Raw genomic sequence first — 26,134 nt, forward strand, 5'->3', positions numbered from 1 at the left:
CGCGGGAGCAGGCTCCCGCACCCCGCCGGGGTGGGCGGGGTGCGGGGCGCGGTCGTCAGGTGTGCCAGGTGACGCCGGTGGCGGTGACCGTCGCCGTGAGGTCGCGGTCGTGGACCACGGTGTGGTGCTTCGGGCAGAGCAGGACCCCGTTGTCGACCGAGGTGCAGCCTCCGTGTCGCCAGTGCACGACGTGGTGGGCGTCGCACCAGGTGGCGGGCACCGTGCACCCGTCGAAGCTGCAGCCCTGGTCGCGGGCGACGAGCGCGAGGCGCTGGCCGCGGGTGAAGAGGCGCTGGCTGCGCCCCACGTCGAGCGGCTCGCCCTCGCGGCCGAGCACCATGGGGATGATCTCGGCGTCGCAGGCCATCCGGCGTACGACCCCGGGCGACAGGACGTCGCCGGTGAGCGTCGTGCCGGTGCCGCGGACGTCATCGACGAGGGTCTCGAGGTCGATGAGCACGACGACCTTGGCCTTGTCGGTGGTCGGGACACCGTCGGCCGACGCGACCCCGCGCTGCACCATGGTCAGCAGGGCGTCCATCCGGCGTCGCGCGGGAGTGCGGTCGTCGGGCGTGACCGTACGGCCGTGCTCGTCCTTCTCGGGGCAGGGGATCGACAGCGGGTCGATCGCGGCCTTGAGGACGGCGGCACCCTCGGGGTCGAGCATGCCGCGCAAGCCCACCATGCCGGTGGCGTTGGGCGGGGTGAACCACAGGCCGCGGGCCTCGCGGCGGCCGCGGTCGAGCCGGTCCTCGTCGCGGGGCGGCCGGACCTGCTCGGAGTGGTGCCGGACCAGACGGGCGAGCTCCTCGGGTCGGAGCCGCGGCGCCTGCTCAGTGAGGTCGGCCAGCGCCGTCGTGAGGTCGTCAGGGTCGGCCACCGGGGTCGTGCGCGTGTCGAACTCAACGATCTGCGCGGCGTTGCCGACGGTGACCTGCTGGGTGGCCACGAGCAGCCGCAACCTCGCCCACCGGGCTTCGGCCAGCGCGGTGCCGACGGTGACGAACGCCTTGGCCTGACCGGCGGTCAGTGACGGGTCGTGGCTGCGGAGCCAGTCGGTGCGCGACAGGCCATCGGGCGCGTCGATGCCGCGTGACACGAGCTCGGAGACGATGGTGACGAGGGTGACCTCGTGGGTGCGCCGCTGGCGGGCGACCCGCTCGGCCGCGGCGGTCAGCTCGGGCTCGGCGTGGCGGGTCAGGCCCAGCCCGGCGCTGGCCTCGGCGACGATGGCCTCGTCGATGCTCGCCGAGGCTTCGGCGCGAGCGGAGGTGGACTCGACCCACGCCGGGTCGTCGACCATCTGCTCGTAGCCGGCGGCATCGAGCCACGTCGGGTGTCGCAGGTCGAGCTGCTCGAGCGAGTCCGCGTCGACAGCCGCCAGGCCCGACCACGGGCCCGACGCTCGGCGCTCAGGACGAGCAGCGGGTGCCAGGCGTCGCGCTCGACGCCCGGCCCGCGCAGACCGCGGGTCGGACTCGGACGGGGGAGACGGCATACTCCCCGCGAAGCGCTCCCAGAACCCGCCCTCGGCTGCGCCGCCCGTGGCGCGCTGTCGCGCCTCGAGGTCGGTGAGCCGGCTCCTCAGGAGCTCGAGCATCGTGGGTTCCCCTGCCATGTAAAGACTCTAGACGCGACCACTGACAGTGCCCTGTCCCGCGGAGCCAGCCCGGAGCCAGCGCGGAGCCAGCCCGGGGCCGGCCCGGAAACGGCGCCTCAGGGGCGCTCCAAGCCGCCCCTGATGCGCCGGCCCAACCACAGTCCTCACCCAGTCGCCGTCCTGCCCACGGCCCGTCACCATCCAGTCTCTGCCCAGCGCGCGCCGAGCCACGAGGCGACCCGCGCCCGGTTTGCGTGCGCTCAGGATGACGAGCGGTCGAGCGGGCGGATCGAGTCGCGTACCTGGACGGGCATCTCGACGAGGTGCTCCCCACCCGGCTCGTCGGGGCCGAGGACGAGCTCCATCGCCTTGCGGCCCATCTCCTCGTAGGGCAGCTTCGCGGTCGTCAGCGCGGGCCGCAGGTACGACGCGATCTCGTCGTCGTCGAAGGAGGCGATCGACACGTCGTCGGGCACGCGGAGCCCGCGCTCGCCCAGCGCCTGGTAGGCGCCGAACGCCACGCGGTCGTTGAGGCAGAGCAGTGCGGTGACCGGGGCGCCCGACTCGAGCACCTGCTTGGTCCCGGCGTAGCCGTTCCACGGCTCCCAGGAGCCGACGTCGACGACGGCGACCGGCGTCGCGCCGGCCTCGGTCAGGGCCTCGTCGACGCCCGCGAAGCGGGCGCCGATCGTCACCGAGGAGCGCTTGTCGGCAGGGGCGCTCGGGGCGCTGCCGATGATGCCGATGCCCTCGCCGTGGCCCTGCTCGAGGAGCAGGCGCATCATGGCCCGGCCGGCCTCGTGCTCGGCGGGCAGCACGGACGCGTAGGTGCCGTCGCCGCCGTTGCTCGCGCTGTTGGCGGTGACGACGCGCATCGACTCGGGCAGCGGTGGCAGGTCGAGGAGGCGGGCGGCCATCGACCCGAACACGATGCCGTCGACCTGGCGGTCGACCATGAACTCGAGGGCCTTGGCGAGCTGCTTGGGGTGGTTGCCGGTCTCGGCGATGAGGACGCCGTGGTCACGCTCGTCGGCGACGTCGAGCAGGCCTCGGATCATCGCGGAGGCGAAGCGGGTGATCGTCACCTCGTCGGAGATGAAGCCGATGGTGCCGGTCGTGCCGAGGCGCAGGGATCGGGCGGCGGGGTTGGGCCGGTAGTTCAGCTCGCGTGCCGCCTCGTGGATGCGGGCCACCGCGTCGGCGGACAGGCGTGAGCCGGGGCGGTCGTTGAGCACGAGGCTGACCGCCGTCTTGGACATCCCGGCCAGGGCGGCGACGTCGGCAAGCGTCGGTCGCTTGGTCACCTGCCACCCCCGTCGGTTCGTCGCATCGGCACATGGTCACATCGTCCGCCAGATCGCGTATGCCGGGTGCTCCCTCCCAGGGCACCCGCGGACAGCGTACCCCACGGTAAGGACGCCGACACGGCATACCTGCTGGTGAAAAGGTTTTAGCAACCTCTTGTGGAAGGTTGGACAGAGCCGCTACCTTCGGGGCTGAAAGGTTTTAGCACTGACGCTGACCTTCCCACCACGGAGGACCCGATGAAGCTCACCCCCACCACCAAGCGCGTCGCCGTCGGCCTGCTCGCCGCGGCGCTGCCCCTCTCCATGGCCGCCTGCACCAAGGGCGGCAGCTCCAGCTCCGGCGGCGCCGGGGGCGAGCTGACGATGTGGACGCACAACGCCGGCAACAAGGCCGAGCTCGCGGCAATCACGGCGATCGTCAACGACTACAACAAGAGCCAGAGCAAGTACAAGGTCAAGATCCAGGCCTTCCCGCAGGACAGCTACAACCAGTCCGTCGTCGCGGCGGCGGCCAGCAAGAAGCTCCCGTGCATCCTCGACATCGACGGCCCCAACGTGCCGAACTGGGCGTGGGCCGGCTACCTCGCGCCGCTCGACGGGCTCGACGCCACGCTCTCGAAGTACCTGCCGACGGTGCTCGGCAAGTGGGACAACAAGACGTACTCCTACGGCTACTACGACGTCGCGCTCGTCATGGTGACGCGCAAGACGATCCTCGACAAGTACGGCATCCGCGTCCCGACCACCGACTCCCCGTGGACGAAGGACGAGTTCAACGCGGCGCTGAAGAAGATCAAGGCGTCCGGCGACTTCCAGAACCCGCTCGACATCGCGACGAGCTTCACCGGCGAGTGGTGGCCCTACGCGTACTCCCCGATGCTCCAGAGCTTCGGCGGTGACCTCATCAACCGCGACGGCTACAAGACCGCGGAGGGGTCGCTCAACGGGCCCAAGGCCGTCGAGTGGGCGACGTGGTTCCGGAGCCTCGTCACCGACGGGCTCGTCCCGCTCAAGTCGGGTGCCGACCCGGCCAAGGACTTCATCAACGGCAAGTCCGCGATCCTCTACAACGGCACGTGGACGGCCGTCGACACCCGCAAGGCCTTCGGCAAGGACACCCTCTTCCTCCCGCCGCCGGACCTCGGCACCGGCCCGAAGATCGGTGGCGGCTCGTGGCAGTGGGGCATCTCGCAGAACTGCTCCGACCAGGCCGGCGCGCTCGACTACATGAAGTTCGCGGCGCAGGACAAGTACGTCGCGAGCGTGGCCAGGGACACGAACAACATCCCGGCGACGGACGCGGCCGCCGCGCAGGTCAAGGGCTACGAGAAGGGCGGGGAGAACGAGGTCTTCCTCGACTACGCGAAGAAGTTCGCCGTGCTGCGTCCCGTGACGCCCGGCTACCCCTTCATCGCGACGGAGTTCACGAAGACCGCGCAGGACATCCTCAACGGCGCCGACCCCAAGCAGGCGCTCGACCAGGCGGTCAAGAACATCGACGCCAACCAGAAGTCCAACGGCTACTTCCAGTGAGTGACTGACATGTCCACCATCACTGCTGCCGAGAACGCGTCGGCGACCACGCTTCGGGAGCGCAAGCCGGCCAAGGGCTCTCGCTCATCGACCACGACGGCACTGCTCATGCTGCTGCCGGCCGCGGTCCTGCTCATCACCTTCCTGCTCATCCCGATCGGGCTGACGTTCGGGCTGGCGTTCACGAACGCCCGGCTCATCTCGCCCCGGCCGGCCGAGTTCATCGGCACCGACAACTTCGTCCGCCTCTTCCAGGACGAGACGTTCTGGAAGTCGCTGCGCAACACGATCGTCTTCGCCGTGGTCATCGTGCCGCTGCAGTCGGCGTGCGCGCTCGGGCTGGCGCTGCTCGTCAACGTCAAGATGCGCGGGGTCAACTTCTTCCGGACCGTCTACTTCCTGCCGGTCGTCACCTCGATGGTCGTCGTGTCGATGCTGTGGCTGTTCATGTACCAGAAGAACGGGCTCATCAACGAGGTGCTGCTCAAGTTCGGGATCGTGGGGCCGGACTGGCTCGGCGACCCGAAGACGGCGCTGCTCGCGATCATCCTCATGTCGGCGTGGCAGGCGATGGGCTTCCACATGGTCATCTGGCTCTCCGGGCTGCAGACCATCCCAGCCGACCTCTACGAGGCGGCCGACCTCGACGGGGCCGACACGTGGCAGAAGTTCCGCTACGTCACGTGGCCGGGGCTGCGCGCGACCCGCACGTTCATCCTCATCACGATCACGATCTCGGCGTTCGCGCTCTTCACCCAGGTCAACATCATGACCCAGGGCGGACCGCTCGACTCGACGTCGACGCTCGTGCTCATGGCGGTGCGCACCGGCTTCCAGCAGCAGCAGACCGGCTACGCCTCGGCGATCTCGCTCGCCTTCTTCGTGCTCGTGCTCGCCGTCACGCTGCTCAACCGCTACGTCACCCGAGACAAGGACGTCGTCCGATGAGCGCCACCGTCACCACCGGCCCCGAGGGCCTGGCCCACGTCGCCGAGACCGCCGTCCCCGAACAGCACCATGGTGGCGACCGGCCCCACCCGGCCCGGCACGCCCTCGGCCTCCTGCTGCGGATCGTGCTGTGCCTCGTCTTCGGTCTGCCGCTGGTCTTCATGGTCGTGTCGAGCTTCAAGCCCGACCTGCAGATCTTCGACGACCTCGGCAGCTTCAAGGCCTTCCTGCCGACCGGGGACATCTCGACGGCGAACTACACCGGCGTCTTCGGGCGAGTGCCCTTCGCGCAGTTCATGATGAACTCGGTCGTCATCACGGTCGTCACCGTGGTGCTCGGGATCGTCGTCAACTCGATGGCGGCTTTCGCCCTGTCGCGCATCGGCTTCCGCGGCGCGGGAGCGGTGCTCGGGATCATCCTCGCGACGCTCATCGTGCCCTTCGAGACGCTCGCGCTGCCGCTGCTGTGGTGGTCGAACCAGCTGCCCTTCCTCGGGCCCGACGGCATCTCGCAGGGCTGGCTCGACACCTACCAGGTGCAGATCATCCCGTTCATCGCCAACGCCTTCTCGATCTTCCTCTTCTACCAGTACTTCGACAGCATCCCGAAGGAGCTGGACGAGGCGGCGAAGGTCGACGGCGCGGGGTGGTTCCGCATCTACCGGAGCATCGTCATGCCGCTGTCGGGGCCGGCGATCGCTACGGTCGCGATCCTCACCTTCCTGCCGATGTGGAACCAGTACCTCTGGCCGCTCATGGCGGTGCAGACCGAGGAGCTGCGGCCGGTCATGGTCGGCATCGACTACTTCAAGCAGCTCAACACCTCGTGGGGTCAGATCATGGCGTACGCCACGATGATCACCGCGCCGGTGCTCGTCCTGTTCGTGGCTTTCCAGCGATCGTTCATCAACTCCATCGCCAGCTCCGGCGTGAAAGGCTGAATCGTGTTTCGTCTCCCCGAGGCGTGGGTGTGGGACTTCTGGCTCGTCGACGACGGCGAGCAGTACCACCTCTTCTTCCTCTACGCGTCGCGGGCGCTGCGCGACCCGCACGCTCGGCACTACCGGGCCTCGATCGGGCACGCGGTGTCGTCGGATCTCGTCACGTGGGAGCGGGTCGTCGACGCGCTCGTGCGGTCAGATGCGCCGGCCTTCGACGAGCTCGCGACGTGGACCGGGTCGGTCGTGCGGCACCCGGACGGGCGGTGGTTCATGTTCTACACCGGGGCTCGGCTCAATTCGTTCGGGGCGAACGTGCAGTCCATCGGGTATGCCGTGTCGTCTGACCTCTACACGTGGGACAAGGCTCCGGGGCCGGTGCTCGAGGCGGACGGTCACTGGTACGAGAAGTACGCGCCGCCGCCCGAGGGGAACTGGCACGACGAGGCGTTCCGCGACCCGTGGGTGGTGGCTGACCCCGACGGGGATGGCTGGCACATGCTGATCACGGCGCGGTCTGCTGTGGGTCCTGCCTCCGATCCTTCGGATCGGGTGGACCGGGGCGTGGTCGGGCATGCGTGGTCTGGGGATCTCGAGAACTGGGAGCTGCGGGAGCCGTTGTCTGAGCCTGGGGCCGGGTTCGGGCAGCTCGAGGTTTTCCAGACGCACGTCGTCGACGGGAAGCAGGTGCTGCTCTTCAACTGCTCGGTCGGGGACATGCCCGAGGCGGCGCGGGCCGCAGGCATCACGGGTGGGGTGTGGATCGCCTCGGCCGAGTCGGTGCTGGGGCCGTATGACCTGACCGGCGCTCAGGAGATCGACGACCCGACCCTCTACGTCGGCAAGTTCATCGACGATCGCGAGACGGGCGAGACCAAGTTCCTCGCCTTCCGCAACGAAACCGGAGGCCAGTTCATCGGCGAGATCACCGACCCGTATGCCGTGCACTTGGACGGCGACCGGCTAACACTCTGACTGACATCAAAGGGTTGGGCCAGAAAGGGCTGTGGCGCTCCGGAATCACTGCGCGCACTTGACGGGCACGACGACTTCGCCCCCTGCGCTGCTAATACGGAATCCGCGGCTCAGAGCAGTCCCGTCGCAATGAATCAGACAACGGAAGTTGGTTCGGCGTTACTTGGCTCGGCTTCTGACACATCGACTTCGTTAATGAGTAGATCAGCCAGCGTCTCATTGCCGTCGAGGCGTCGGGCCATGTCGCGCACGCCAAGCTCGGCGAGCTTCTCGGCGGTTGCAAACGGCCGGTCAGGGTCTCCTATGCCGAGGATCAGGAACAGCTCACGAAGGCTCGTGCCACTCTCGACGGCCTCGGCGTGGTACTTCGTGGTGTAGCCGCCTGTAGGCGCATCGCTTAGGTCCAGCCCCGCCCCAATCGAGTAGGAGATGGCGAACCGGTAGGCGTCTTGCTGGTTGCCGCCGAAGTGCTCGGCCGCGATAGCGGCAATCGCGTCGTTCGCTTCCGGCGTGAGGCCGATTTGCTTCTTGTCGTCCTTTTCGGTGGCCATCACTGCGTCCTCTCGATGGTTGCTTCCTCCGGGTCGTTGTTCGGCCGGTGGATCCGGTAGGCCTGGCCTATGCGGTTGCCCATGATGGTGCGCGCCTGACTCTCGGTCAGCTCGCCGGACTGTACGAGCAGGATCGCCTGGCTGCCGAGCTCGGGCACCCAAGAATTGAGGACGTTCTCCCGGTGCTCGAGGTCGAGACGTGCGAGCGGACTGTCGAGCACGACGGGTCCGCCGCGAACTGCGGCACGTTTGAGCGCGCCGATCAGAGAGAGTGCTATGAGCTGACGCCCACCCTCGCTGGTCTTCATCGACGGGCCTCGCTTGCCGACCAGGTCGACGCGGTAGTCCCGGCCAATGGTAATACCCTCGTAACTCTCGGGGTCACGGATGAGCTTCATGAACATGCTCGTGGCGGTTGTCTCCACGTCGGCCCGCGTCCGCTCTTGGTAGCGGTCGATCGTCCGGGTCACCAGGTCGGAGACGTATTCGAAGAAGAACGTCTCGGACGCGAGTGCAGGCTGTCCGCTGCCCAGCTTGCGCAACACTCCGGCGAGTTTGTTCTGTTCGGCGCTGACCTTCGTCTCGTCGTCGGTCACCCTCCTGAGATGAGCCTCATATGACTCGATTGCATGCTCAAGTCGGTCCTGCTCGTTGCCCAGCTGCCGGATGGCGGCCGCGTCGTTGTCCTTGAGACGATCCTTGACGGTGCCGAGACGCCGGCTGCGTTCGTACTGTGCGGTGACCACTTTGTTGAGTTGCGTCTGCTTATCGCGGTATGCGTTGACGGTCTGGGTGTCAATCAAACCCTGGATGCGTCGCTCGAGGCCAAGGTCAGGTCCGTCGCCTGAGGCATCCCGGAGACCCTGCAGCTCCTCCTCAGCATCGGCCAGATCTTGCTGGGTCGCAGCGTCCGGCGGCGGAAGCTCTTGGTGGCAGCGCGGGCAGGTGCCGCCCTTGATCTGCTTCTGGAGCAGGTCAACTCGGTCACGCGCGGTCTGGATTTCGGACTGCTTGTGCTGAGCGGCGTCGTTCTTCGTCTGGACGCCAAGAAGTGCCTCGGTCAGCCTAGAGCTCGCGGGGGCGAGCCATCCCCGCGCCAACAGGCCACGCATCTCCTCGCGTAGTGCCTTCTCCTCGGCCTCCGCGCCCCTGATCTGGGCCTCAAGCCCTTCCATCTCGCGGGCATCGGCCTTGAGGTCGTCGACGGCAGCGATCCGCTCCCGCACGTCCTCGAGATCGAGCTCCGCCTTACGCAGCGACGACGTGATATCGGAGCGGTCCTTCTCAAGGCTCTCTTGGCGGGATCTCAACTCCCGGAGCTGGCGTTTGGCATTCTCAGCCTCACGCTCGTTCTTCATGGCTTTGGCCTGACGAGTCATGACGTCGCCTCGCATAACCCCAATATCCCGGGAGGCCCGCTGAAGCGCCGGGATCCCCAGCACGCTCTCGATGCTGTTACGCAACAGCTCCCGTTCGCGGTCAGAATTCAGGCGGTCGTAGAAGTCCCGAAGCAACTCACCGTCGAAGAGGAAGAACTCAGAGATCTGGGGGTGCAGGAGTCGCCCGATCTCGGCGTCGATGGAGGCCGGCTGCACGACATCAGCGCCGATCCGCAGGTCCGCGGTCACCCGCGGCGCACCCTCGCCGTCGACGGTAGCTGTTCGAGTCAACCTGTACTGCGCTCCATTGGCGCTGAAGCTGATTCCGACCTGCATGTCGGTCTCGCCCTCTGCACGCGCCGGGCGGTTCATGTATTGAGAAAGGCCGCGAGCCGAGTCAGTCGCTGTCTTGCCGGCCTCGGGCGCGCCGTAGAGGCACCAACGCAAGGCACGGAACAGACTGGTCTTACCCAGAGTGTTCTCGCCGTGGATTACAACCACCGGCGACTCGGGCTCGGTGGACAAGCTGAGATCATCGATCTCGCGGTATGGCCCAAAGTTCTTCAGGCTGACGCCCTCAAAGCGAAGAGTCATTCGTTCAGCTCCAGCCGGGCCAGGATCCGCTCGCTGACGTGGCTCTGCAGCTCCCTCAGCTCGCGTCTGAACTTCGAGCGATCGTCGTCGAACTGATACCGCCACGCGAGGCTCACGATCTCGTCATAGTCCCCCTGCTCGAACGAGTCGATGGCAAGCCCGAATTGCCTCCGATCCGCAGCATCAGCCACCTCTCGGAGCGCCAATAGCGCACCTTGACGGCCGTGGCCGGTGTCGTCGGTTTCATCCACCATTTGTCAGTCACTTTCTTCTTCATCGTCAAGCAAATCGGGCAATTCGATCGGATCTCGACTGAGTGAGACGAGTACCTTGAGGCGTTCGCGGGCGGCGGGGTTGCGGGCCAGGCGTACGAACTCCAGCGCACGAAGAGCCTCGCTCTTCGTCAAGGCACCGCCGAGGCTGTCGACCAGCATCAGGTCGTGCACTTCGGCGCTTACCTTCCCGGAGGCTGGGGCGCGCCGCAGCACCCTTCCCCGGCGTTGTATGTATTCACGCTCGACCGTCGAGCTCGCCAGGATCAAGGCGTGGTCGGTGACAGGTATGTCGATGCCTTCATCGAGGCAGCGGATGGCGACCACGATGCCGCCGTGCTCCGCGAGGCTTCGGATCACGGCGTCGCGGTCGCTCGACATACCGGAGTGGAAGGCCAGCGCGGGAAGATTCGCCTCGAGACAGCCGTCGATGACTGCACGGAGCTGCGCCGTGTCGTCGCAGTAAACAAGCCAGCGGTCCCCCGCCTGATACTCGGACGTAAGGATGTCGACGGCCATTGGGACCTTCTGCCGCGCCTGCTTCAGAACCCGCGCACGCTTGATGAGCAGCATCTGGAGCGGTCCATCCGAGTCACTGACCGCCTCGCCTCTGCCTATGAGCTGGCCGATCCGTTTCGTCAGCTGGTCGTACTCTTCCTCCTCGTCGTCCTCCAGCATGACTTCGTGGAGCCGGTAGTCGTACGGCACCAACATGCCGAGCATGAGGGCCTCGGCGAGTCCAATGACTGGTGACAGCACTTCGCCAAACACCTCGACGAGCCGGTCGGTGCCCTCTTCGTCGAACTGGCGCCGGAAGGTAGCGCTGAGGCCCAATGTCGCACCGCAGGCCGTGCCCTCTAGAGCTGGCAGGACCATCTTGCTGCCGGCACGGTGCATCTCATCGGCTACCACCAGCAGGTGGCCGCCCGACCTCAAGCGGCGCTGGAAGTCCTCAGAGGCGAATGTGGCATTGGTCGCCACGACTACCCGACGCGAGCCGCCTGAGTTGCCGGGCGCGGTAAAGATCGGCAGCAGCTGCATCCAGTCGCTCTTGCTGTTGCCGGCACCCGCCGGGAGGATCTGAACGTCGCCCAGCTCTGCCTCGATCTCACGAATCCATTGGGAATGCAGATCCCGGCCTGGCACCAAAATGACCGCCGCGCCCCCGTCGTTCGTCCAGCGCTTGACGCCCTCGATCGCCGTGAGAGTCTTGCCGGCCCCAGTCGCGAAGTTCACGATTCCGTGGTGGTCTTGGGCCTCCCAGTCCTCCAGGACGAGGCGCTGGTGTTCCATGAGCGGCCGTCCGACAACCTCGTTGAGCCTGCGGCCCTGGTGAAGCCGCACGTCGTCGATGGCGTGATCGAGGTCTTCGTCAGCGATGGTCACGAGTTGTTCGCGAGTGGTCTCGTCCAGCCGGGCGATGAGAACACCAGGCTCCCGACCCCGCCAGATGTCCTGGAAGCTTTCGGCGTGCTCACGGGTTCGCAGGAGCTCATGCTCGTTGCGCCAACTGCACGAGACGTCGAACGACTCGTGGTTATAGCCCCATGCTCGCCATGTCTCGTTGGCGCTACCTCGGAAGGAGACGCGCTTGCCTTCGACATCCTCGAAGACGCCGAGCTTGTCGTGGAACAGACCGCTCGGCTTGTCGGCAAAGGCGATCCGCACGTCGATGATGTCGTTGGCGATGAGAGTCGCAAGCAGCTTCGTTGCAGGCACGGCCGCCGGGTTGCGGAGAAGTCGCTCGAGGTCGGCGCGAACTGTCTCCTGGGCCCGCCGACCGATCTCGTCGGCCTGCTTCATCGCGTCGAAATCGTCGGGGGTGAGCGCTGGCGAACACACCAGGCGCATCCGCCCTCCGCGGCGAGCGAAGTCCGTGAATGCCAGACCGACGACCTGGTATAGCGTGCTGGAGAAGTAGCCCACAGCACGGTCATAGCGGACTGACTCCTGCAAGGAGGGCACATAGAAGTCATCGAGCAGCGAGTCCCGCCCAGAGCGGTAGCTCCTCTGCAGGTCCAGATCCTGCAACGTCATACTTCACCTCCTCCCTGACGGTGAGACCTTACGAGACAGACGCATGGATTTCGGTGTTTTGAGTGCGGCGTGCCCTGTTCGTCAGATCCGTCGGCAAGTCCGTCCCGACGCGGCTGGGGTCCGCCAGTGTCGGGCCTGGGTCGTAGATTGATCGAACAGGTGTTCGACATGTCATCGACGAACTGACTCGCGGGTCGCAGATGAGGGGGTTAATGCGACCATCTGCAAGAATGACATCAGCGTAATTTCGGAGGGTGATGAACGGTGGGTACGGGAGCACGCAGGGTGGCGCACACCCACAGGGGCTTGAACGAGCAGCAAGGGGACGCGTTCGAGCCGAGGCTTACTGAGGTGCAAGTAGCTCGCATCCGACCCGAAAGCGGGCTCGGCCGCAAGCGTGATCGTGATGGCCACCGGGAGCTCCAGCGCTCGATCCAGCAGTTCGGGGTGTTGACGCCGATCACCGTGCGGCCGGCACCTGATGAGAGTGGCGACTTCCTGCTCATCAAGGGCCAGGGTCGGACTCTCGCTTGCCGTCTTCTGGGTGTCGCAACTATCCCCGCCATCGTCGTTGACGATGCGTACGCCGAGACTGAGAAGGTCCAGCAGTTCCTGGTTGAGAATGTCGCCCGCCTCAAGATGCGTCCGGTTGACCGAGCCCTCCTGATCCAGCGTGCTCGTCAGCAGGGCGAGGAGACCTCGGTAATCGCCAACCGGTTCGGTGTCTCGCCCTCCACCGTGCGCCGCTTGCTAGCGCAGCTCGATGGAGCTACGTCCTCCGAGGTGGAGGCGCTGCGGGCCGGCGATGTCAGTCTGTCCATGCACGCGGTTATTGCACGCCACGTCGACCCAGCGGAGCGTCAAGCGGTCCTGTCGATTGTCTCGAGGACCGCCATCAGAACCAAGGAACTTGAGACGCTTTTCGTCGCGCTTGGATGGCAACACCTGGGTGATCTCGGTGACAAGCAGATTGGCGAACGCTTCGCGTTGCTCAATTGGGCCTGCAATGCACTCAACGACGTGCCCGCAGGCACGCAGAGGGAACGATTCCGTCAGCTTGCGTTGAAATTCCCCACCGCGCTGGCGAAGCGGGGACAGTCGTACGAAGTGGTGGCCCAGTGAAGCTCATCGAGGTCGCGCCAGAGGACCTGACGCTAAGCTCTGAATTGGTGCGATCCGGCAGCGCGAAGTCGTTCGAGGATCGGCTTCGATCGTCGCTAGATGAGGTCGGGTTGGCTGAGCCCCTAAAGGTGGCAGTTAACCCGGATGGCGGTTACCTCGTCATTGATGGCGCGCTGCGTCTTCGTGGTATCAAGGCTATTCGTGAAAGGGACCCTTCGCGGTTCGCGTCGGTTGCGGCGTACCTGCTCGACTACGACATACGGTACGAAATCCGCTTCCAGTCCGACATCTATCAGGACTTGCTGCCTAGCCAGCTCGCCACGCTGGTGGAGCATTTGCACAAAGCCGAAAACGTACTCAAGGTCGACATTGCTCGCTACATCGGCGTCTCGCCGGCCACCCTTCGGAACTACACAGGGCTGTGGCGACTTATGGAGCGCGGCGGCCTGTTCGCGCGCATCGTCGAACTGATGGATGTCGGTGTCTTCCCCTCGTCCAACCCCTATGCCTGGTTACGGCTGACTGACGAAGGTTTGAAGCGGGCCCTCCGCGAAAAGTTCGCCGAGGGTGCCGAGCCCGAGGTATGGATTGCTGCCGTGGCCGACGCTGCCCGCCTAGGTGGCACTGAGCGGTATCCGCTCAAGTTCATCGAGATGGTGACCGCCGCCCTCCCGCCTGAGTGCTTCCACGCGGGTGAAGATGTGCGTGCGATCAAGCGCGACCTCGGCCTCCGCCGTGCCGCCGGTCAGGCAACCCAGAGGAAGTTCAAGGAGGCGCGCAGCCACCTCTCGCGCGTGTCCAAGGAATCGAAGGAGCCGGTGCTCGTCGCAGCCGCGAAGTCGTTCGAGGAGTACCTATCGTGAGCGCGTTGGCGGACTGGTCGGATGACGCCTTCTTCGACGCCCCTGGGCGTGGCTCGGTCGACGGCGGGACCACCTCAGCCGGCGACCTTTGGCACAGCATCAGTTCACGCTGGGGCCACTCGATGCACACCATGTGCTCGTACCACGGCATGTTCCCGGCAAAAGTCGCCCATCAGTTCATCCAGCAGTACTCACGGCCGGGAGAGGTTGTTCTAGACCCGTTCAGCGGGCGGGGAACCACTCCGCTCCAAGCTCGCGTAGAGGGTCGCAGGGCGATCGCGAACGATCTCAGTCCGCTCGCGTTCGTCCTGTCGCGGGCTAAGACCGATCCGCCAAGCTGGGGGGAGGCCAACGGCTTCGTCGACGACTTGGAGCATGCCTACAAGGCCACCAAACACGGCCAGCCCGACGTGTCACCTGACATCCGGATGCTCTACCACGACAACACGCTGGCCCAACTCGACTTCATTCGGGGACGCCTCCTCAGCAAGGATCTAACGACCTGGAATCGGGCAGAGTTCATGCTCGCCGGTGCATTGGCCGGCATCATGCATGGCGGCTGGCGGCGGGACGGCACAAGTCAGTACCTCAGCATCAGCATGCCAAACACGTTCAGCATGTCCCCTTCTTACGTGGAGAAGTTTATCCGCGAGAAGGGGCTCGAGAAGCTCGACCAAGATGTGTTCGATCGACTTCGCGATAAGCTTGCTCGGCTCTACCTGGACGAGAATTCTGGCACATCTGGCATCGCACACCACTCCGATGCGGCCGTGCTGCTTACGGGCAAGGACCTTTCATCGGGCTCGGTTGATCTCGTCGTGACATCGCCGCCGTACCTTCAAGTCGTCAACTATGCGCAGTCCAATTGGATCCGGTTGTGGTTGCTCGGAATCGATGAGGTAGGTCGCGAGCAGGGTGAGGGTCGCAAGAGGCTCAACGCCGTCCTCGACCATGGGCACAACTATCAATCGTACTGCGAATTTATGCGTCGCACCGTCCTCGGAATTCAACGGGTTCTAAAGAAGGATGGGGTTGCCGTTCTGATCATCGGCGACGTTAAGGAAACGGGCAAGGATGACCCGATTCCGCTCGCCGCGAAGATGTGGGACGACATTAAGGGCCAGACGCGTTTGCGCAAGATCGGCCTAGTCGAGGACGATCTTCCGGCCCAGAGCAAAGTGAGTCGCATTTGGGGCGACACCAAGGGTGAAGCGACCAATCGCGATTGCGCACTTGTCCTAACGCATGCCGACGGCGATCCCGACCTTGGTTCTGATGACGTCAATTGGGATGAGCCTTGGAAAGACGGCGGTCCTGACGCCGCCCATGAGCGGTTACGCACCGTCCGCTCTATGGTGGGGCGGTCGATCTGATCGTCCCTGAGCGGCGACGTGGGCTCGTGGCAGTGCTTCTTAACCCACCGTCAACGAGCACCGGCATGCGGAGCAGGAACGCGGTGGCCAAAGCTGCAGGTGCGCTCGGTCATGAGGGCGCGGTCATAGCAAACCTATGCGCGGTCCCAACGCCATCAGTCGTCGAAGTCAACGCCCTCGGCCGCGATGCCTGGGATCAAGCCCAGAAGGATTTGGAGGTTGCGATAGCGGATGCGGGGATCGTCATTGCGGCCTGGGGAGTTGCCGGTCTGACTGGTGAGGCTCGGCGTCTACGGCTCGCTCAGGTGAACTGGCTCTCTGCGCGGGCACTGCAGAACGGGATTACCTCCTTCTGGATGGTGGGCCGCGAACCTCGCCACCCATCTCGCTGGCATCAATACGTTTCGGACAAGTATGGACGCACTGCGGGCGGTACATTCGAGGAACGCATTCGCCAGGTGCTAGTCGAGATTCCACTCTGCGACTACGGGTCTCCCGGGAGGCGAGCCCTGAAGGAATGAGCAGGGGAGGCTCAGGCTGTATGGGTGTGCTGTCGCAGCATCACGAGAAGGCTCTGATATTCTCCAATGTTGGTGAGTGCAAGAGCGCGTCACGGATGAGCGTGTGGCGGTCGTTGCGAATGCGTCCCCGATGTCTGCGGCGCGGACGGCGTTCGTTGTCCACCCCGTGGCCCTCCGTGTCGTAGCCTTCCTGTCGTGACGTTGCTTAACGTGGTGGCCGTAGCCCTTTCCTGACCAGCATCGTCTCCATGGTGCGAGCCCCGACATCCGAACGGGCCCAGTTCCCCAGCCCTCCGCGTCTGCGCCAAGAGTGGCGTGAGTCGGGCGTCTGGCCACCTGCCCCTTCGTCTTCAGTCGCAGTTGGGGCAGGGGCCGGAGACGGGCATCTCCATGAAGCAGGTCGGGCAGACCGCGCCGCGGCGAGCCTCGGTGGCCGCGGTCGCACGCGGCGTGCTCGCCCGGACGACCCGGGCCTTGGCGGTCAGCGTCGGCACGGCGTCGGCCGGCACGTCGGCTCCCCAGTGGCGGTAGCACTCGAGCCGTGCGGCGGCCGCGCTGTTCTCGCGCTCGAGCGGGTCGGTGATCGGGGCTTCGCCAGCAACCCGGAGCGCCTCGTCGTAGCCGGCGCCGACCTGACCGTCGTCCTTCCGGACGACCAGTGACGCAAGCGGTGGCTCGTTGCGCACGTGGTTGACCTTGACCAGGTCGGCCAGGAGAGCGCCGATCCAGTTGCGCATCTGCGACTTGGTCCGCAGCGACGAGCGGCGCTGGACCTCCTCGGCGAGCTCGGAGTAGGTGATGACGGCGTTGTAGCGACCCGCGGTCTCCACGAGCACCTCGTAGGCATGCTTCGCCCAGTATGGCTGGGCGAACTTCGGAGTCACGAACGTCTCCTGGTCAGACATGGGCAGTCATCCGCTTCCTTCGTGGTGCAGTCGCCGAACCCCCAGTCTCCACCCTTCGCCTCGGCGCCCGTCACCCACCCACTGACGAGTCGACCGCTCATCGCTCGGTGGACTCAGACGCAGCACCGATCCAGTCGATCATCTCGTGGGTCGTGGCGACCTGGGCGAAGAAGGTGCCGACCGTGGCCAGCGAGGCGCGCTGCACCTCGGCGACCTCCATCCCCGGCACCCCGCCGGTGGTCGTGGCGTCGCTCATGAAGAACGCGCGCACGTCGCGGACCATCGCCTCGCGCGCCGTCGTCTCGCAGCAGACGTTCGTCTCGATCCCGGTGATGATGATCGTGTCGACGCCGAGCAGCTCGAGCCGCACCAGCAGGTCGGTGTCGTGGAAGGCCCCGAAGTGCGGCTTCTCGAGCACGTGGTCGGACGGGTCCATGACCAGCGACTCGTGGAACGCGGCGGTGTGGGACGTGCGGTCGAGCATCCCCTCCCGCACCGGCGGGAACATCTCCCCGAGGATCCCGAGATCGGCTCCCGCAGGCACCGCGTGCCGCACGTGGATGACCGGGATGCCGGCCACACGGCATACCTCCGCCAGGCGGTTGATGCGATCGACCACGGCAGGCGCATCCCGCGCCATCTCGACGAAGACGTTCTGCACGTCGATGTTGAGCAGGGCCATCCGGCGCGGGTCGACCTCGAACTGCATCATGGTGCGCCTTCCGGTCGCCTCGGCCCCTGGGTGCACGCTACGGCTCGCCGGCCCATCGCCACCGGCGAATCGACCAGCAGCACCGCCACTCGTCAGTCGAGCGGGTCCCGGGTCGCGCGCGTCAGCACCGCCAGGCAGATGGCGCCCACGCCACCCCAGAGCACGAACGAGCTTGCCCACCGTGCGTCCGGTTCACTCGGGAAGACGTCGACCCAGCGCGAGAGCGGGTTCACGACGGCCAGCGCGATGACCACCGTCAGCAGCGCGCCGCCGACCGCGTCCCCGGGCTCGGCCACGTTCCGACGCAGGGCAGCGGCCGCGGCGACGGCGACGAGCACGCAGCCGGTCAGCCATACCATGACCCCGAACCGAGCGCTCAACCCGCTCCTGACTGCCAGGGCGGCGACCCCCACCGACCCCGCGCCGAGCACGCCACCGGCGACGACGAGTCGGGATCGGCTGCGCCTCCGCAGGGACGTGGGCGCGGCCCCCACTGCCTCGGCAGCCGCCTCGTCGAGAACGTATGCCGTCGCCGCGGCGAGGGCGGCCACGCCCACCACCAGCGCCGTGCCCGCTACGGCGCTGGTGGTCCACGTCGCTGCGACCCCCAGAAGCAGCAGTCCCACTGAGGTCAGGGCCGCCACGGGCCGCCATGGGATGCCCGCGGCCGGCCCGAGGACGCGCGAGTGGATCATCGCGTCACGACCACGCTGTGGCCGTCGGGGTAGGAGCGCACCGGCTGGCTGAGGCCGGTGGCGGAGGCGAGACCATAGGCGATCACCGACAGCACGAGGGTCACCGCCCCGATCCGGACGAGCCGCCGCCGGGTCTGACCCTCCGACCGCCACAGCAGTGCGGCGAGGGCTGCGAGGCCGCAGAGAGTGATGACCCAGACGAGGTACCACGCCGGCGACCCGGTGAGGCTGGTGACCGTGACGTAGTCCGCCGATGCCGACGAGAAGTAGCCGACCGGCGCGAAGAGGCGGACCCAGTGGAACCACGCAGGCGGTGCCCCCTCGGTGGTGCTGAAGGCGCCGAGGACGCCGATCGTCCAGACGACCACCGCCAGCACGAGGACTGCCGAGGCGCCACGGAACCGCCACCACCGCCCGGCCGCGATGCCGAGCAGGGTGCCGCCGACGGCCGTCGCGACCGAGTTCTCGACGAGGACCGCCGCGACCGCCGCGTGCGACAAGGGGCCGTACATCCACTCCGGCGCGCCCAACGCCGACGGGCCGATGGCGTAGTAGAGGACGAGCCATGCCGAGGCGACGAGCGCAGGGACACCAGCCATCAGGCAGAGCGCGGCCGTCCGGGCGGTGACGGAGGTGGGCGACGCCTCGAGCAGCTCGCCGGCCCCGTGGAAGGACCGCGTCAGGTGGTAAGCGGTGATCATCGAGGAAACCCCCACCGTCAGGGCGACGACGGGCAGGCTGAGCGAGTCGCTGGTGACCTGGTGTGCCTGCTCGTTGAGGGCCATGACCGTGAAGACGACACCGAGCGCCGTGCCCACGAGGAACATCGGGTGTCGGGCGAAGCGCCACGCCTCGATGCGGGCGAGCGCGGCGAACGGGCTCCGGTAGCCGCCGCGCGGGGCGAGGGCGGTCGTCACGGCAAGGGCGTCCTGCGGGGTGGTGGTCATCACGCCACCTCCGCCGAGGTCGTGGCGTCAGCGGACGCGGGGCTGGTGGCGCCCCGCAGCAGCAGGTAGGCGTCCTCGAGGCTGGGCTCGACAAGCTCGGCGCCCCTCGGCACCGACTCCCCGACGTTGCGATAGCGCCCGGACGCGGTGCGCCACGACGCCTGCGCCGCGGCATCCGGCGCAGCGGCCATCCAGACACGTCCGGCCGCGAGCGACACGAGCTCGGGCACCGTGCCGTCGAAGTGCACCCGCCCGGCATCGAGCACGACGACCCGGCGGCACAGCGCAGCGACGTCCTCGGTCTGGTGCGTCGAGATGACCATCGTCGACGTCGCGGCGATGTCGGCGAGCACTCCACGCAAGGACGCGCGCTGCTCGGGGTCGAGCCCGGTCGTCGGCTCGTCGAGGACCAGCAGCTCCGGTGTGCCGAGCAGGGCCTGGGCCAGGGCGACCCGGCGCCGCTGCCCACCCGAGAGCCGACTGATCCGCTTGGCCGCGACGTCGCCGAGGCCGACGAGGTCGAGCACTCGTCTCACCTCGGTGGTGCGAGTCCCACGGTCGGCCCACTCCTTGAGGACTGCCATGTAGTTGACGAAGGCGAAGGTGGAGAACCCGCGCGGGAAGCCGAGCTCCTGCGGTTGGTAGCCGAGACGCCGCCTGACCTCGGTGCGGGCATCCGGCTGGCTCGGGTCGCGGCCGAGGAGCCGCACCTCGCCGGCGTCGGGGCGCAGCACCGTCGCCATGACGCGGAGCATCGTCGTCTTGCCGGCGCCGTTCGGACCGAGCAGTCCGGTGATGCCGGGTCCGAGGTCGAGGTCGACGTCGTCGAGGGCCGCGAGTGAGCGGTAGCGCTTGGTGACACCGCGCAGGGAGACCGGGGTCGAGCTGGTTGCGGTCATGACGCGATCCTTCCGATCGTGCCGAGTCGCCGGGCTCGAAGGACGAGGACGGGCGGCCCGATGAGGAGCATGAGGACGTAGAGGACGAGGTACTGCGGCGCGAAGACGGCCCAGATCGTGTCGAGGCGGGAGGCCGCGCCGGTGGCAATGACCCAGACGACGGTGATGGCGCTCGCCGGGCGCCACGGCCCGAACCACGTCGAGAGGGCGAGCACCGCCGCGGTGAAGCCCAGCGCCGGGAGGAGCCACACCCACGCCGCCGACTCGGGGAAGACGAACTGGCCGACGAGCACCACGGGGAGCGCCGCGAGGAGCACGGCGGCGGTCCGGAGCAGGAGCAGGCGAGCGAGCGGGTACGGCGCCGAGCTCTCCTGCTCGAGCGCCGGCCCGCCCTCCGGGCCGAAGGCCGCCGCCACGGCGAGCACCGGCACGAGCGGCGCCACGACGAGGAAGATCATGACGCTGCCGTTGCGCGCCGCCACGGCCCCGCCGACCGCGAAGGCGACGGCGAGGGCGACCGCGCAGATCCACGACCCGCGCAGCGCCGGCGCCGCGGCCACGAGCATCGCGTCGCCGGGCGGCAGGCCGAGCCGCGCGAGGAGCCGCTCCAGCACCGACACACGCGGCACCTCGATCTCGTCGCGCACGGCGCCCCAGACGGCCGCCAGGTCAGGAAGGTCGGGCAGGTCCGGCAAGTCCGGCGCGTCCGGCACGTCTGAAAGCGCTGGTGGCTCAGGCTGCCCGTGACCTGCCGCGCCCGAGAGGGGGGTCACGTCGGGAAGGGAGCTGACGGCATACGCCATCGGGGGCAGCTCGGCGGCGACGCTCGCCTGGCACTGCGGGCACCGCACGAGGTGCTGCTCGAGCGACATCGACGTGACGGCGTCGGCCTCGCCGTGGACCCACGCGTGCAGGTCGTCCGGCCGCACGTGGCGCGTACTCATGAGGAGGCTCCTTCCAAGAGGCTCGCCCGCAGGCGCGCCCGTGCGCGGTGGGCCCGCGTCTTGACGGTGTTCTGGGGGATGCCCAGCAGGCGCGCGGCCTCGCGGGTGGTGAGGCCGTCGAGCACCGTCGCCTGCATGACGGCCCGCAGCTCGGGGGACAGGGCGGCCATCGCCCGACCGAGATCGCCGTACTCCACGCCGAGGAGCAGCTCGTCCTCGGCGGTGGGCGAGGCAGTGCCGGAGGCCCTCGGGTCGCGCAGGAGCACGACGTCCCGGCGCGACCGGAGCCGGCTGACGAGCCGTCTGATCGCGATCCCCCACATCCACGCGCCGACCTCGCCCGTCCCCTGGTAGCGCCGGGCCCCCTGCCACACGGCGACGAAGGTGTCCTGGAGCACGTCGGCCACGACCTCACGGTCGTTGCAGCGTCGCATCAGCCGGACCGAGAGCCACGGTGCGTGACGCTCGTAGAGCCTCTCGAGGGCGCCGACGTCCCCGGAGGCCAGCGCCTCGAGGAGGCTCTGGTCGTCGGGAGCGACGAGCGGTGACACATCTCTACTGTCGACCCGGAGGGCCCGATCGGTTCTCGGTATGGCGACGAAGCGCGGTGCGGGGCGTCAGCGGGGAGGCAGGTCGCCGCCCGTCTCGGTGGCGATGACGTGCATGACCGCGTTGATGAGGGCCAGGTGGGTGAACGCCTGGGGGAAGTTGCCGAGGTGGCGCCCCGTGTGGGTGTCGATCTCCTCCGCATACAGCTCGAGGGGCCCGGCAAAGGAGAGCAGCTTCGCGCACAGCTCGTGCGCCCGCTTGTGCTCGCCGATCTCCGACAGCGCAGACACGAGCCAGAACGAGCAGATCGTGAAGGTCCCCTCCTCGCCGGAGAAGCCGTCGTCGGTCTCGTCGACGCGATAGCGCAGCACCAGCCCGTCGACCGTCAGCTCGTCCGCGATCGCGAGGACCGTCGCCCGGATCACCGGGTGGTCCGGCTCCAGGAAGCGGACGAGCGGCGCCAGCAGCAGGGAGGCATCGAGGGCGTCCGACCCGTAGTACTGCGTCAACACGCCACGCTCGTCGACGCCGTGCTCGAGGATGTCGGCCTTGATCTCCTCGGCGGCCAGCTCCCACTCCGCCGCCTGCGAGTCCTCGCCGATCATCGACGCGAGCTTCGCCCCGCGGTCGACCGCGACCCAGCACATGATCTTCGACGATGTGAAGTGTTTGAGCTCGCCGCGCACCTCCCAGATGCCGGCGTCCGGCTCCTGCCAGTGCTTGAGCGCCGACCGGACCTGCTTGCCAAGGATCGGCCAGATGCGCCCGTCGAGGTGGTCGGCGACCTTGGAGTGAAGGTAGACCGAGTCGAGGAGCGCGCCCCAGACGTCGTGCTGCACCTGGGAGTGCGCGGCGTTGCCGATGCGCACGGGCCGCGACCCGGCATACCCCGATAGGTGGTCGAGCTCGAACTCTGGCAGCTCGCGCTCCCCGCCGATGCCGTACATGATCTGCAGGTCCTCGTCGCGCTCGGCCATGTCGGCGATGAACGAGAAGAAGTCCACGGCCTCCCAGTCGAACCCGAGCGAGTACATCCCCCACAGCGCGAACGTCGCATCACGGATCCACGTGTAGCGGTAGTCGTAGTTGCGCTCTCCGCCGATGGTCTCCGGCAGCGACGTCGTCGACGCGGCGGCGATGGCGCCCGTCGGCGCATACGTCAGTCCCTTGAGCGTCAGGGCACTTCGCTGGAGGTAGCTGCGCCACGGGTGGTCGGGGAAGCGACCGCGGGCGAGCCAGTGCTGCCAGTGGTGGGCCGTCCACACGAGTCGCTGGTACGCCTGCCCGAAGTCGGTCGGCGGCGCCTTCTCACCCCACGAGAGTGCGATGTAACGGACATCGCCCTCCCTGAGCAGGGTTCTCGCAGCAGCCTGCCCGCCCTCGAAGCCGAGCCGCAGGTCCGTCGTCAGCGTGAGCACCACATCCGACCCCGCGCCGGTCGCGCGGCCCTGGTGGTAGCCCAGGTCGGTGTAGTCCCACGTCACCGGCTGGCGCCCGTAGTCGAGCACCGGCTCGCACTCCATCACCGTCTGCACCTCGCCCGACACGCAGCGGATCGTCCGCAGCAGCGTGTGCTCCGCGTCGTAGTCCATCGGCGTGCGCCGGTGCTTCGGCGACACGTCCTCGTCGTGGCGCCACGGCCCGATGAGCAGCACGTCGCGGACGATGATCCAGCCCGTCGGGGTGCCCCAGCTCGTCTCGAGCACCATCGTGCCCGGCAGGTAGCGCCGCGCCGTCGGCACGCTGACGTCGGAAGGCCCGAGCCGGAAGCGCCCCGAGTGCCGCCCGAGCACCGCCCCGAAGACGCTCGGGGAGTCGAGGCGCGGCACGCACATCCAGTCGACGTCACCGCCCGGTGCCACGAGGGCCGTCACCTCACCGTCGGACAGGAACCCGTAGTCCGCGATGGGGACCGCCTTCACGTGCCCGGTCGGCCCCGTCGGGGCGTGGGAGATCGCGACGTCGGCTGCAGCGTCCATGTCCTCAGACTGCTCGTGGTCCCCCCTGCGCACAAGAGGAGCCGCGCTCCGAGCCCGTATGCCGTCCTGGCCGTATGCCGCACCGAAGCCTCCGCGCCCCGACCGTGCGCCACCGCAAGAGCCGCGCAAGAGTCTCGCAAGGTCTCACGAATTCGGACTTTCGGGCGCGTGCGCGGGTCTCCACTGGAGGGAGTCGTCCACCGACGACGCAGACTTCGGCGGTTGGCCCGTTGTGGTACGTGAACCGTCACGGGGCCCGAGCTCGCATCGCGAGGCGGGCCCCATCGTCATCCCCAGGCAGCCGCCACGACGCGCTGAGTCACCTGATGACCCAATGCACAGCCGCGGCGGCCAGGGCCGCAGGCCGCCGTCAGGCGACGGCGATGTCGACGAGCAGCTCGGTGGCGAGTCGCTCGAGGTCCGCCCGCAGTGCGGCCGAGTCCGACCCGCCCGGCACCCGCACGACGACGTGCGCCTCGAAGAGCAGCCCGCCGGCCATCGGCGCCTCGCGCGTCCCGGTCGTCAGCGTCTCGATCGACAGCTCGTGCCGGTTCAGCACCGACGACACCTCGCGCACGATGCCCGGGCTGTCGTTGCCGAGCAGGTCGATCGTCAGCCGCTGCGCGTCGGCGTCATCAGCAACGCCCGAGGCCTCGGCGCCCGGATGGGCGGCCACCTCGAGCAGCCCGTCGAGCTCGCCCAGCGCGGCCGTCAGCGCGTCCACCCGTTCACCGGGCACACCCACGACGACGATGCCGGCGAACTTGCCGGCGAGCTCCGCGAGCTGGCTGTCCTCCCAGTTGCCGTCGTGCGCGGTGACGACGTCCGCGAGGGCACTGACGAGGCCGGCGCGGTCGTCGCCGATGACGGTGAGCACGAGTCTGGGCACATCCGCAGCCTACTGACCGGGGCCCGCTCGTGCGGCAGCGCGCGCGGCGTCGGGCCACCCGATGACGCAGCCCACGGCGTACGCCATCGGGGCGACGACGGCGGCTCGCCGTCGGGAGGGAGCGCCGGGCCGGGTGCACCCGCTTCTTGAGTGCAACCCGGCCCGGTCAAAGGTGGCCGCTCAGCTGGCGGCCTGGGCCCCGACGAGGTCATCCGTCTCGTCGGGGGGTCTGGGGGAGCCCGACGGGGTGTCGGGTGGGGTGTCGGACGGGCGCCGCTCGGCGAGCCCGGCCATGCCCCAGCGCACCGCGGCCGTGCCGAGGTGCCCGAGCGGCCGCGCCACGAGCGTCGAGACGACGCCGGGCAGCGGGATGCCGAGCATCTCGCGCGCCCACCCGGGCAGCAGGGACACGCCTCCGGAGGCGAGGGTCCCGTAGCCAGGTCGGGCGTAGAAGGGCAGCGGCGGGTCGAGCAGGAGGAAGCGCGCGGCCTCGCGGGCGGCGGGCGACGTCTCGAGCTCGGGACGGTAGGACGCGAGGACGGCCCGCAGCTCGGCGACCGAGGTGGGCGGGTCGATGACACCGAGCCGTCCGGCCGGGATGCCGGCCTGAGCGACGTAGACGTCGGCCTCGTCATCGGTCAGGGGGGTGTCCCCGAAGGTCTGGTAGCCGCGGAGGAACGAGTCGATCTCGGCCGCGTGCACCCACATGAGCAGGTGCGGGTCGTCAGCGCGGTAGGGGCGCCCGAGGTGGTCCTTGCCGCGCACCCGCTCGTGGATCGAGCGGACCATGGCGATGGCCTCCTCGGCGTGCTCGATCGTGCCGAAGGTCGTCGTCGCGAGGTAGTGGCTCGTGCGCTGGAGGCGCCCCCACGGATCGCTCTTGTAGCCGCTGTGGCCGGCCACCCCGGCCATCGCCATCGGGTGGAGCATCTGCAGCAGCAGCGACGTCACGCCCGCCGGGAACATCGAGGCGTCCGCGTGCACTCGCCACACCGGGTCCTCGGGCGTGAACCACCGCTCGCCCTGGGCACCCCAGATCCGTTGCGCGCGGTCGGGCGCATCATCGCCCGCGACCTTGCTGCGCAGCATGACGCCGAGCTGGCGCTGGACCAGCCGGGCTCCTGCCGTGGGACTCATGATCGACAACATAACCGCAGGTCAGCGGCGCGCGGAAACGATCTGTACAGGGTTGCGACGGCTCAGCCGAGCGTGATGCGGATGCCGGCGCGCGGGCCACGCGGCCGTACCCGGTCGGTGACCGCTGCCAGGGCGTCGCCGAGCCGCGCCATGACGTACTTGCGGCCCATGGCGCRTTTGACCGCGGCGACGCCCTCCGGGCTGCGGTCGACGACGGCCGTGCCGGCATACGTCGGCGCCCCCTCGGGCACGCGCCCGCGGATGTCGCACGGACGCAGCTCCACCCGGGCGGTGTGCGCGAGCCGCTTGAGCTTGCCGCTCGGGTCGACGGTGATGACGACGAGCTTGCCGGCGTCGCGGGCGACCCACACGGGCGAGCTCACCGGAACGCCCGTCCGGCGGAACGTCGTCAGCGACACGTAGCGGTTGGCGTTGACGACGTCGAGGTCGCTCGGCATGGGGCTC

At 68.0% G+C, this 26,134-nt stretch carries 24 protein-coding genes; 7 read left to right on the forward strand and 17 right to left on the reverse strand.

Going from position 1 to position 26,134, the window contains the following annotated elements:
• Positions 1-55: 55 nt before the first annotated feature.
• Positions 56-1,618, reverse strand: a complete 1,563-nt coding sequence (locus AB4Y83_RS01320) for a DUF222 domain-containing protein (RefSeq protein WP_442295804.1) — start codon at positions 1,616-1,618, stop codon at positions 56-58.
• Between the two features lie 242 nt (positions 1,619-1,860).
• The gene (locus AB4Y83_RS01325) at positions 1,861-2,904 is read right to left on the reverse strand and encodes a LacI family DNA-binding transcriptional regulator (RefSeq protein WP_442295805.1); all 1,044 of its coding nucleotides are present in this window, start codon (positions 2,902-2,904) and stop codon (positions 1,861-1,863) included.
• 240 nt (positions 2,905-3,144) lie between these two features.
• On the opposite strand from AB4Y83_RS01325, the gene AB4Y83_RS01330 reads away from it, so the two are divergent.
• The 4 genes from AB4Y83_RS01330 to AB4Y83_RS01345 are packed head-to-tail and all read left to right on the forward strand — an operon-like array spanning position 3,145 to position 7,301.
• Complete coding sequence (locus AB4Y83_RS01330) at positions 3,145-4,440, forward strand: ABC transporter substrate-binding protein (protein ID WP_442295806.1); 1,296 nt, start codon at positions 3,145-3,147, stop codon at positions 4,438-4,440.
• A 9-nt stretch (positions 4,441-4,449) separates the two neighbouring features.
• Positions 4,450-5,388 carry a carbohydrate ABC transporter permease gene (locus AB4Y83_RS01335; protein ID WP_028785260.1) on the forward strand — a complete coding sequence of 313 codons (939 nt, stop codon included), beginning with the start codon at positions 4,450-4,452 and terminating at the stop codon, positions 5,386-5,388.
• Positions 5,385-6,329, forward strand: a complete 945-nt coding sequence (locus tag AB4Y83_RS01340) for a carbohydrate ABC transporter permease (RefSeq protein WP_442295807.1) — start codon at positions 5,385-5,387, stop codon at positions 6,327-6,329. The genes AB4Y83_RS01335 and AB4Y83_RS01340 overlap by 4 nt, the downstream gene beginning before the upstream one ends.
• Positions 6,330-6,332: 3 nt before the next feature.
• Positions 6,333-7,301, forward strand: a complete 969-nt coding sequence (locus tag AB4Y83_RS01345) for a glycosyl hydrolase family 32 (protein ID WP_442295808.1) — start codon at positions 6,333-6,335, stop codon at positions 7,299-7,301.
• A 134-nt stretch (positions 7,302-7,435) separates the two neighbouring features.
• Here the strand turns inward: AB4Y83_RS01345 and AB4Y83_RS01350 are convergent, their stop codons facing one another.
• The 4 genes from AB4Y83_RS01350 to AB4Y83_RS01365 are packed head-to-tail and all read right to left on the reverse strand — an operon-like array spanning position 7,436 to position 12,134.
• Positions 7,436-7,852 (reverse strand): hypothetical protein, encoded by a 417-nt coding sequence (locus AB4Y83_RS01350; protein ID WP_442295809.1) that lies wholly within the window; start codon positions 7,850-7,852, stop codon positions 7,436-7,438.
• Positions 7,852-9,825, reverse strand: coding sequence for an AAA family ATPase (locus tag AB4Y83_RS01355; protein ID WP_442295810.1), 1,974 nt, complete (start codon positions 9,823-9,825; stop codon positions 7,852-7,854). Before AB4Y83_RS01355 ends, AB4Y83_RS01350 begins: the two co-directional genes overlap by 1 nt.
• Positions 9,822-10,079: a hypothetical protein gene (locus tag AB4Y83_RS01360; RefSeq protein WP_442295811.1), complete on the reverse strand. Its 258-nt coding sequence runs from the start codon at positions 10,077-10,079 to the stop codon at positions 9,822-9,824. Before AB4Y83_RS01360 ends, AB4Y83_RS01355 begins: the two co-directional genes overlap by 4 nt.
• A gap of 3 nt (positions 10,080-10,082) precedes the next feature.
• Positions 10,083-12,134 (reverse strand): DEAD/DEAH box helicase family protein, encoded by a 2,052-nt coding sequence (locus tag AB4Y83_RS01365; protein WP_442295812.1) that lies wholly within the window; start codon positions 12,132-12,134, stop codon positions 10,083-10,085.
• A gap of 306 nt (positions 12,135-12,440) precedes the next feature.
• On the opposite strand from AB4Y83_RS01365, the gene AB4Y83_RS01370 reads away from it, so the two are divergent.
• Genes AB4Y83_RS01370 through AB4Y83_RS01380 form a run of 3 tightly spaced genes read left to right on the forward strand, consistent with a single transcriptional unit; the run spans position 12,441 to position 15,492 of the window.
• Complete coding sequence (locus AB4Y83_RS01370; RefSeq protein ID WP_442295813.1) at positions 12,441-13,256, forward strand: ParB/RepB/Spo0J family partition protein; 816 nt, start codon at positions 12,441-12,443, stop codon at positions 13,254-13,256.
• A complete protein-coding gene (locus AB4Y83_RS01375) occupies positions 13,253-14,119 on the forward strand; it encodes a hypothetical protein (RefSeq protein WP_442295814.1) in 867 nt (288 codons plus the stop codon). The genes AB4Y83_RS01370 and AB4Y83_RS01375 overlap by 4 nt, the downstream gene beginning before the upstream one ends.
• Complete coding sequence (locus AB4Y83_RS01380) at positions 14,116-15,492, forward strand: DNA methyltransferase (protein ID WP_442295815.1); 1,377 nt, start codon at positions 14,116-14,118, stop codon at positions 15,490-15,492. The genes AB4Y83_RS01375 and AB4Y83_RS01380 overlap by 4 nt, the downstream gene beginning before the upstream one ends.
• An 871-nt stretch (positions 15,493-16,363) precedes the next feature.
• On the opposite strand, the gene AB4Y83_RS01385 is transcribed toward AB4Y83_RS01380, so the two are convergent.
• From AB4Y83_RS01385 to AB4Y83_RS01435, 11 genes are all read right to left on the reverse strand, one after another.
• On the reverse strand, positions 16,364-16,918 hold the full coding sequence (locus tag AB4Y83_RS01385; RefSeq protein WP_056823075.1) for a hypothetical protein: 555 nt from the start codon (positions 16,916-16,918) through the stop codon (positions 16,364-16,366).
• 97 nt (positions 16,919-17,015) lie between these two features.
• A complete protein-coding gene (locus tag AB4Y83_RS01390) occupies positions 17,016-17,630 on the reverse strand; it encodes an isochorismatase family protein (protein ID WP_442295816.1) in 615 nt (204 codons plus the stop codon).
• Positions 17,631-17,722: 92 nt separating this feature from the next.
• Positions 17,723-18,325: a hypothetical protein gene (locus AB4Y83_RS01395; protein ID WP_442295817.1), complete on the reverse strand. Its 603-nt coding sequence runs from the start codon at positions 18,323-18,325 to the stop codon at positions 17,723-17,725.
• Positions 18,322-19,272 (reverse strand): hypothetical protein, encoded by a 951-nt coding sequence (locus tag AB4Y83_RS01400; RefSeq protein ID WP_442295818.1) that lies wholly within the window; start codon positions 19,270-19,272, stop codon positions 18,322-18,324. The genes AB4Y83_RS01395 and AB4Y83_RS01400 overlap by 4 nt, the downstream gene beginning before the upstream one ends.
• Positions 19,272-20,171, reverse strand: coding sequence for an ATP-binding cassette domain-containing protein (locus AB4Y83_RS01405; protein WP_442295819.1), 900 nt, complete (start codon positions 20,169-20,171; stop codon positions 19,272-19,274). Before AB4Y83_RS01405 ends, AB4Y83_RS01400 begins: the two co-directional genes overlap by 1 nt.
• Positions 20,168-21,115 carry an anti-sigma factor family protein gene (locus AB4Y83_RS01410; protein WP_442295820.1) on the reverse strand — a complete coding sequence of 316 codons (948 nt, stop codon included), beginning with the start codon at positions 21,113-21,115 and terminating at the stop codon, positions 20,168-20,170. The genes AB4Y83_RS01405 and AB4Y83_RS01410 overlap by 4 nt, the downstream gene beginning before the upstream one ends.
• Entirely contained in the window at positions 21,112-21,666 is a 555-nt protein-coding gene (locus AB4Y83_RS01415) for an RNA polymerase sigma factor (protein ID WP_442295821.1), read from the reverse strand. The genes AB4Y83_RS01410 and AB4Y83_RS01415 overlap by 4 nt, the downstream gene beginning before the upstream one ends.
• A 66-nt stretch (positions 21,667-21,732) precedes the next feature.
• Positions 21,733-23,643 (reverse strand): glycoside hydrolase family 15 protein, encoded by a 1,911-nt coding sequence (locus tag AB4Y83_RS01420; protein WP_442295822.1) that lies wholly within the window; start codon positions 23,641-23,643, stop codon positions 21,733-21,735.
• Between the two features lie 370 nt (positions 23,644-24,013).
• On the reverse strand, positions 24,014-24,532 hold the full coding sequence (locus AB4Y83_RS01425) for a glycine cleavage system protein R (RefSeq protein ID WP_442295823.1): 519 nt from the start codon (positions 24,530-24,532) through the stop codon (positions 24,014-24,016).
• A 180-nt stretch (positions 24,533-24,712) separates the two neighbouring features.
• Positions 24,713-25,669, reverse strand: a complete 957-nt coding sequence (locus AB4Y83_RS01430; protein WP_442295824.1) for an oxygenase MpaB family protein — start codon at positions 25,667-25,669, stop codon at positions 24,713-24,715.
• 62 nt (positions 25,670-25,731) lie between these two features.
• A complete protein-coding gene (locus AB4Y83_RS01435; protein WP_442295875.1) occupies positions 25,732-26,127 on the reverse strand; it encodes a PPOX class F420-dependent oxidoreductase in 396 nt (131 codons plus the stop codon).
• Between the last annotated feature and the right edge of the window lie 7 nt (positions 26,128-26,134).

The organism is Terrabacter sp. RAF57 (genome assembly GCF_052113925.1).
Taxonomy (GTDB): Bacteria; Actinomycetota; Actinomycetes; order Actinomycetales; family Dermatophilaceae; genus Terrabacter.

Excerpts from the sequence above, each read along its gene's own strand:
- AB4Y83_RS01420 (WP_442295822.1), bottom strand. The coding sequence starts at position 23,643 with ATGGACGCTGCAGCCGACGTCGCGATCTCCCACGCCCCGACGGGGCCG.
- AB4Y83_RS01410 (WP_442295820.1), bottom strand. The coding sequence starts at position 21,115 with ATGAGTACGCGCCACGTGCGGCCGGACGACCTGCACGCGTGGGTCCAC.
- AB4Y83_RS01350 (WP_442295809.1), bottom strand. The coding sequence starts at position 7,852 with ATGGCCACCGAAAAGGACGACAAGAAGCAAATCGGCCTCACGCCGGAA.
- AB4Y83_RS01340 (WP_442295807.1), top strand. The coding sequence starts at position 5,385 with ATGAGCGCCACCGTCACCACCGGCCCCGAGGGCCTGGCCCACGTCGCC.
- AB4Y83_RS01360 (WP_442295811.1), bottom strand. The coding sequence starts at position 10,079 with ATGGTGGATGAAACCGACGACACCGGCCACGGCCGTCAAGGTGCGCTA.
- AB4Y83_RS01335 (WP_028785260.1), top strand. The coding sequence starts at position 4,450 with ATGTCCACCATCACTGCTGCCGAGAACGCGTCGGCGACCACGCTTCGG.
- AB4Y83_RS01395 (WP_442295817.1), bottom strand. The coding sequence starts at position 18,325 with ATGATCCACTCGCGCGTCCTCGGGCCGGCCGCGGGCATCCCATGGCGG.
- AB4Y83_RS01320 (WP_442295804.1), bottom strand. The coding sequence starts at position 1,618 with ATGGCAGGGGAACCCACGATGCTCGAGCTCCTGAGGAGCCGGCTCACC.
- AB4Y83_RS01365 (WP_442295812.1), bottom strand. The coding sequence starts at position 12,134 with ATGACGTTGCAGGATCTGGACCTGCAGAGGAGCTACCGCTCTGGGCGG.
- AB4Y83_RS01400 (WP_442295818.1), bottom strand. The coding sequence starts at position 19,272 with ATGACCACCACCCCGCAGGACGCCCTTGCCGTGACGACCGCCCTCGCC.
- AB4Y83_RS01430 (WP_442295824.1), bottom strand. The coding sequence starts at position 25,669 with ATGAGTCCCACGGCAGGAGCCCGGCTGGTCCAGCGCCAGCTCGGCGTC.
- AB4Y83_RS01385 (WP_056823075.1), bottom strand. The coding sequence starts at position 16,918 with ATGTCTGACCAGGAGACGTTCGTGACTCCGAAGTTCGCCCAGCCATAC.
- AB4Y83_RS01390 (WP_442295816.1), bottom strand. The coding sequence starts at position 17,630 with ATGATGCAGTTCGAGGTCGACCCGCGCCGGATGGCCCTGCTCAACATC.
- AB4Y83_RS01355 (WP_442295810.1), bottom strand. The coding sequence starts at position 9,825 with ATGACTCTTCGCTTTGAGGGCGTCAGCCTGAAGAACTTTGGGCCATAC.
- AB4Y83_RS01330 (WP_442295806.1), top strand. The coding sequence starts at position 3,145 with ATGAAGCTCACCCCCACCACCAAGCGCGTCGCCGTCGGCCTGCTCGCC.
- AB4Y83_RS01405 (WP_442295819.1), bottom strand. The coding sequence starts at position 20,171 with ATGACCGCAACCAGCTCGACCCCGGTCTCCCTGCGCGGTGTCACCAAG.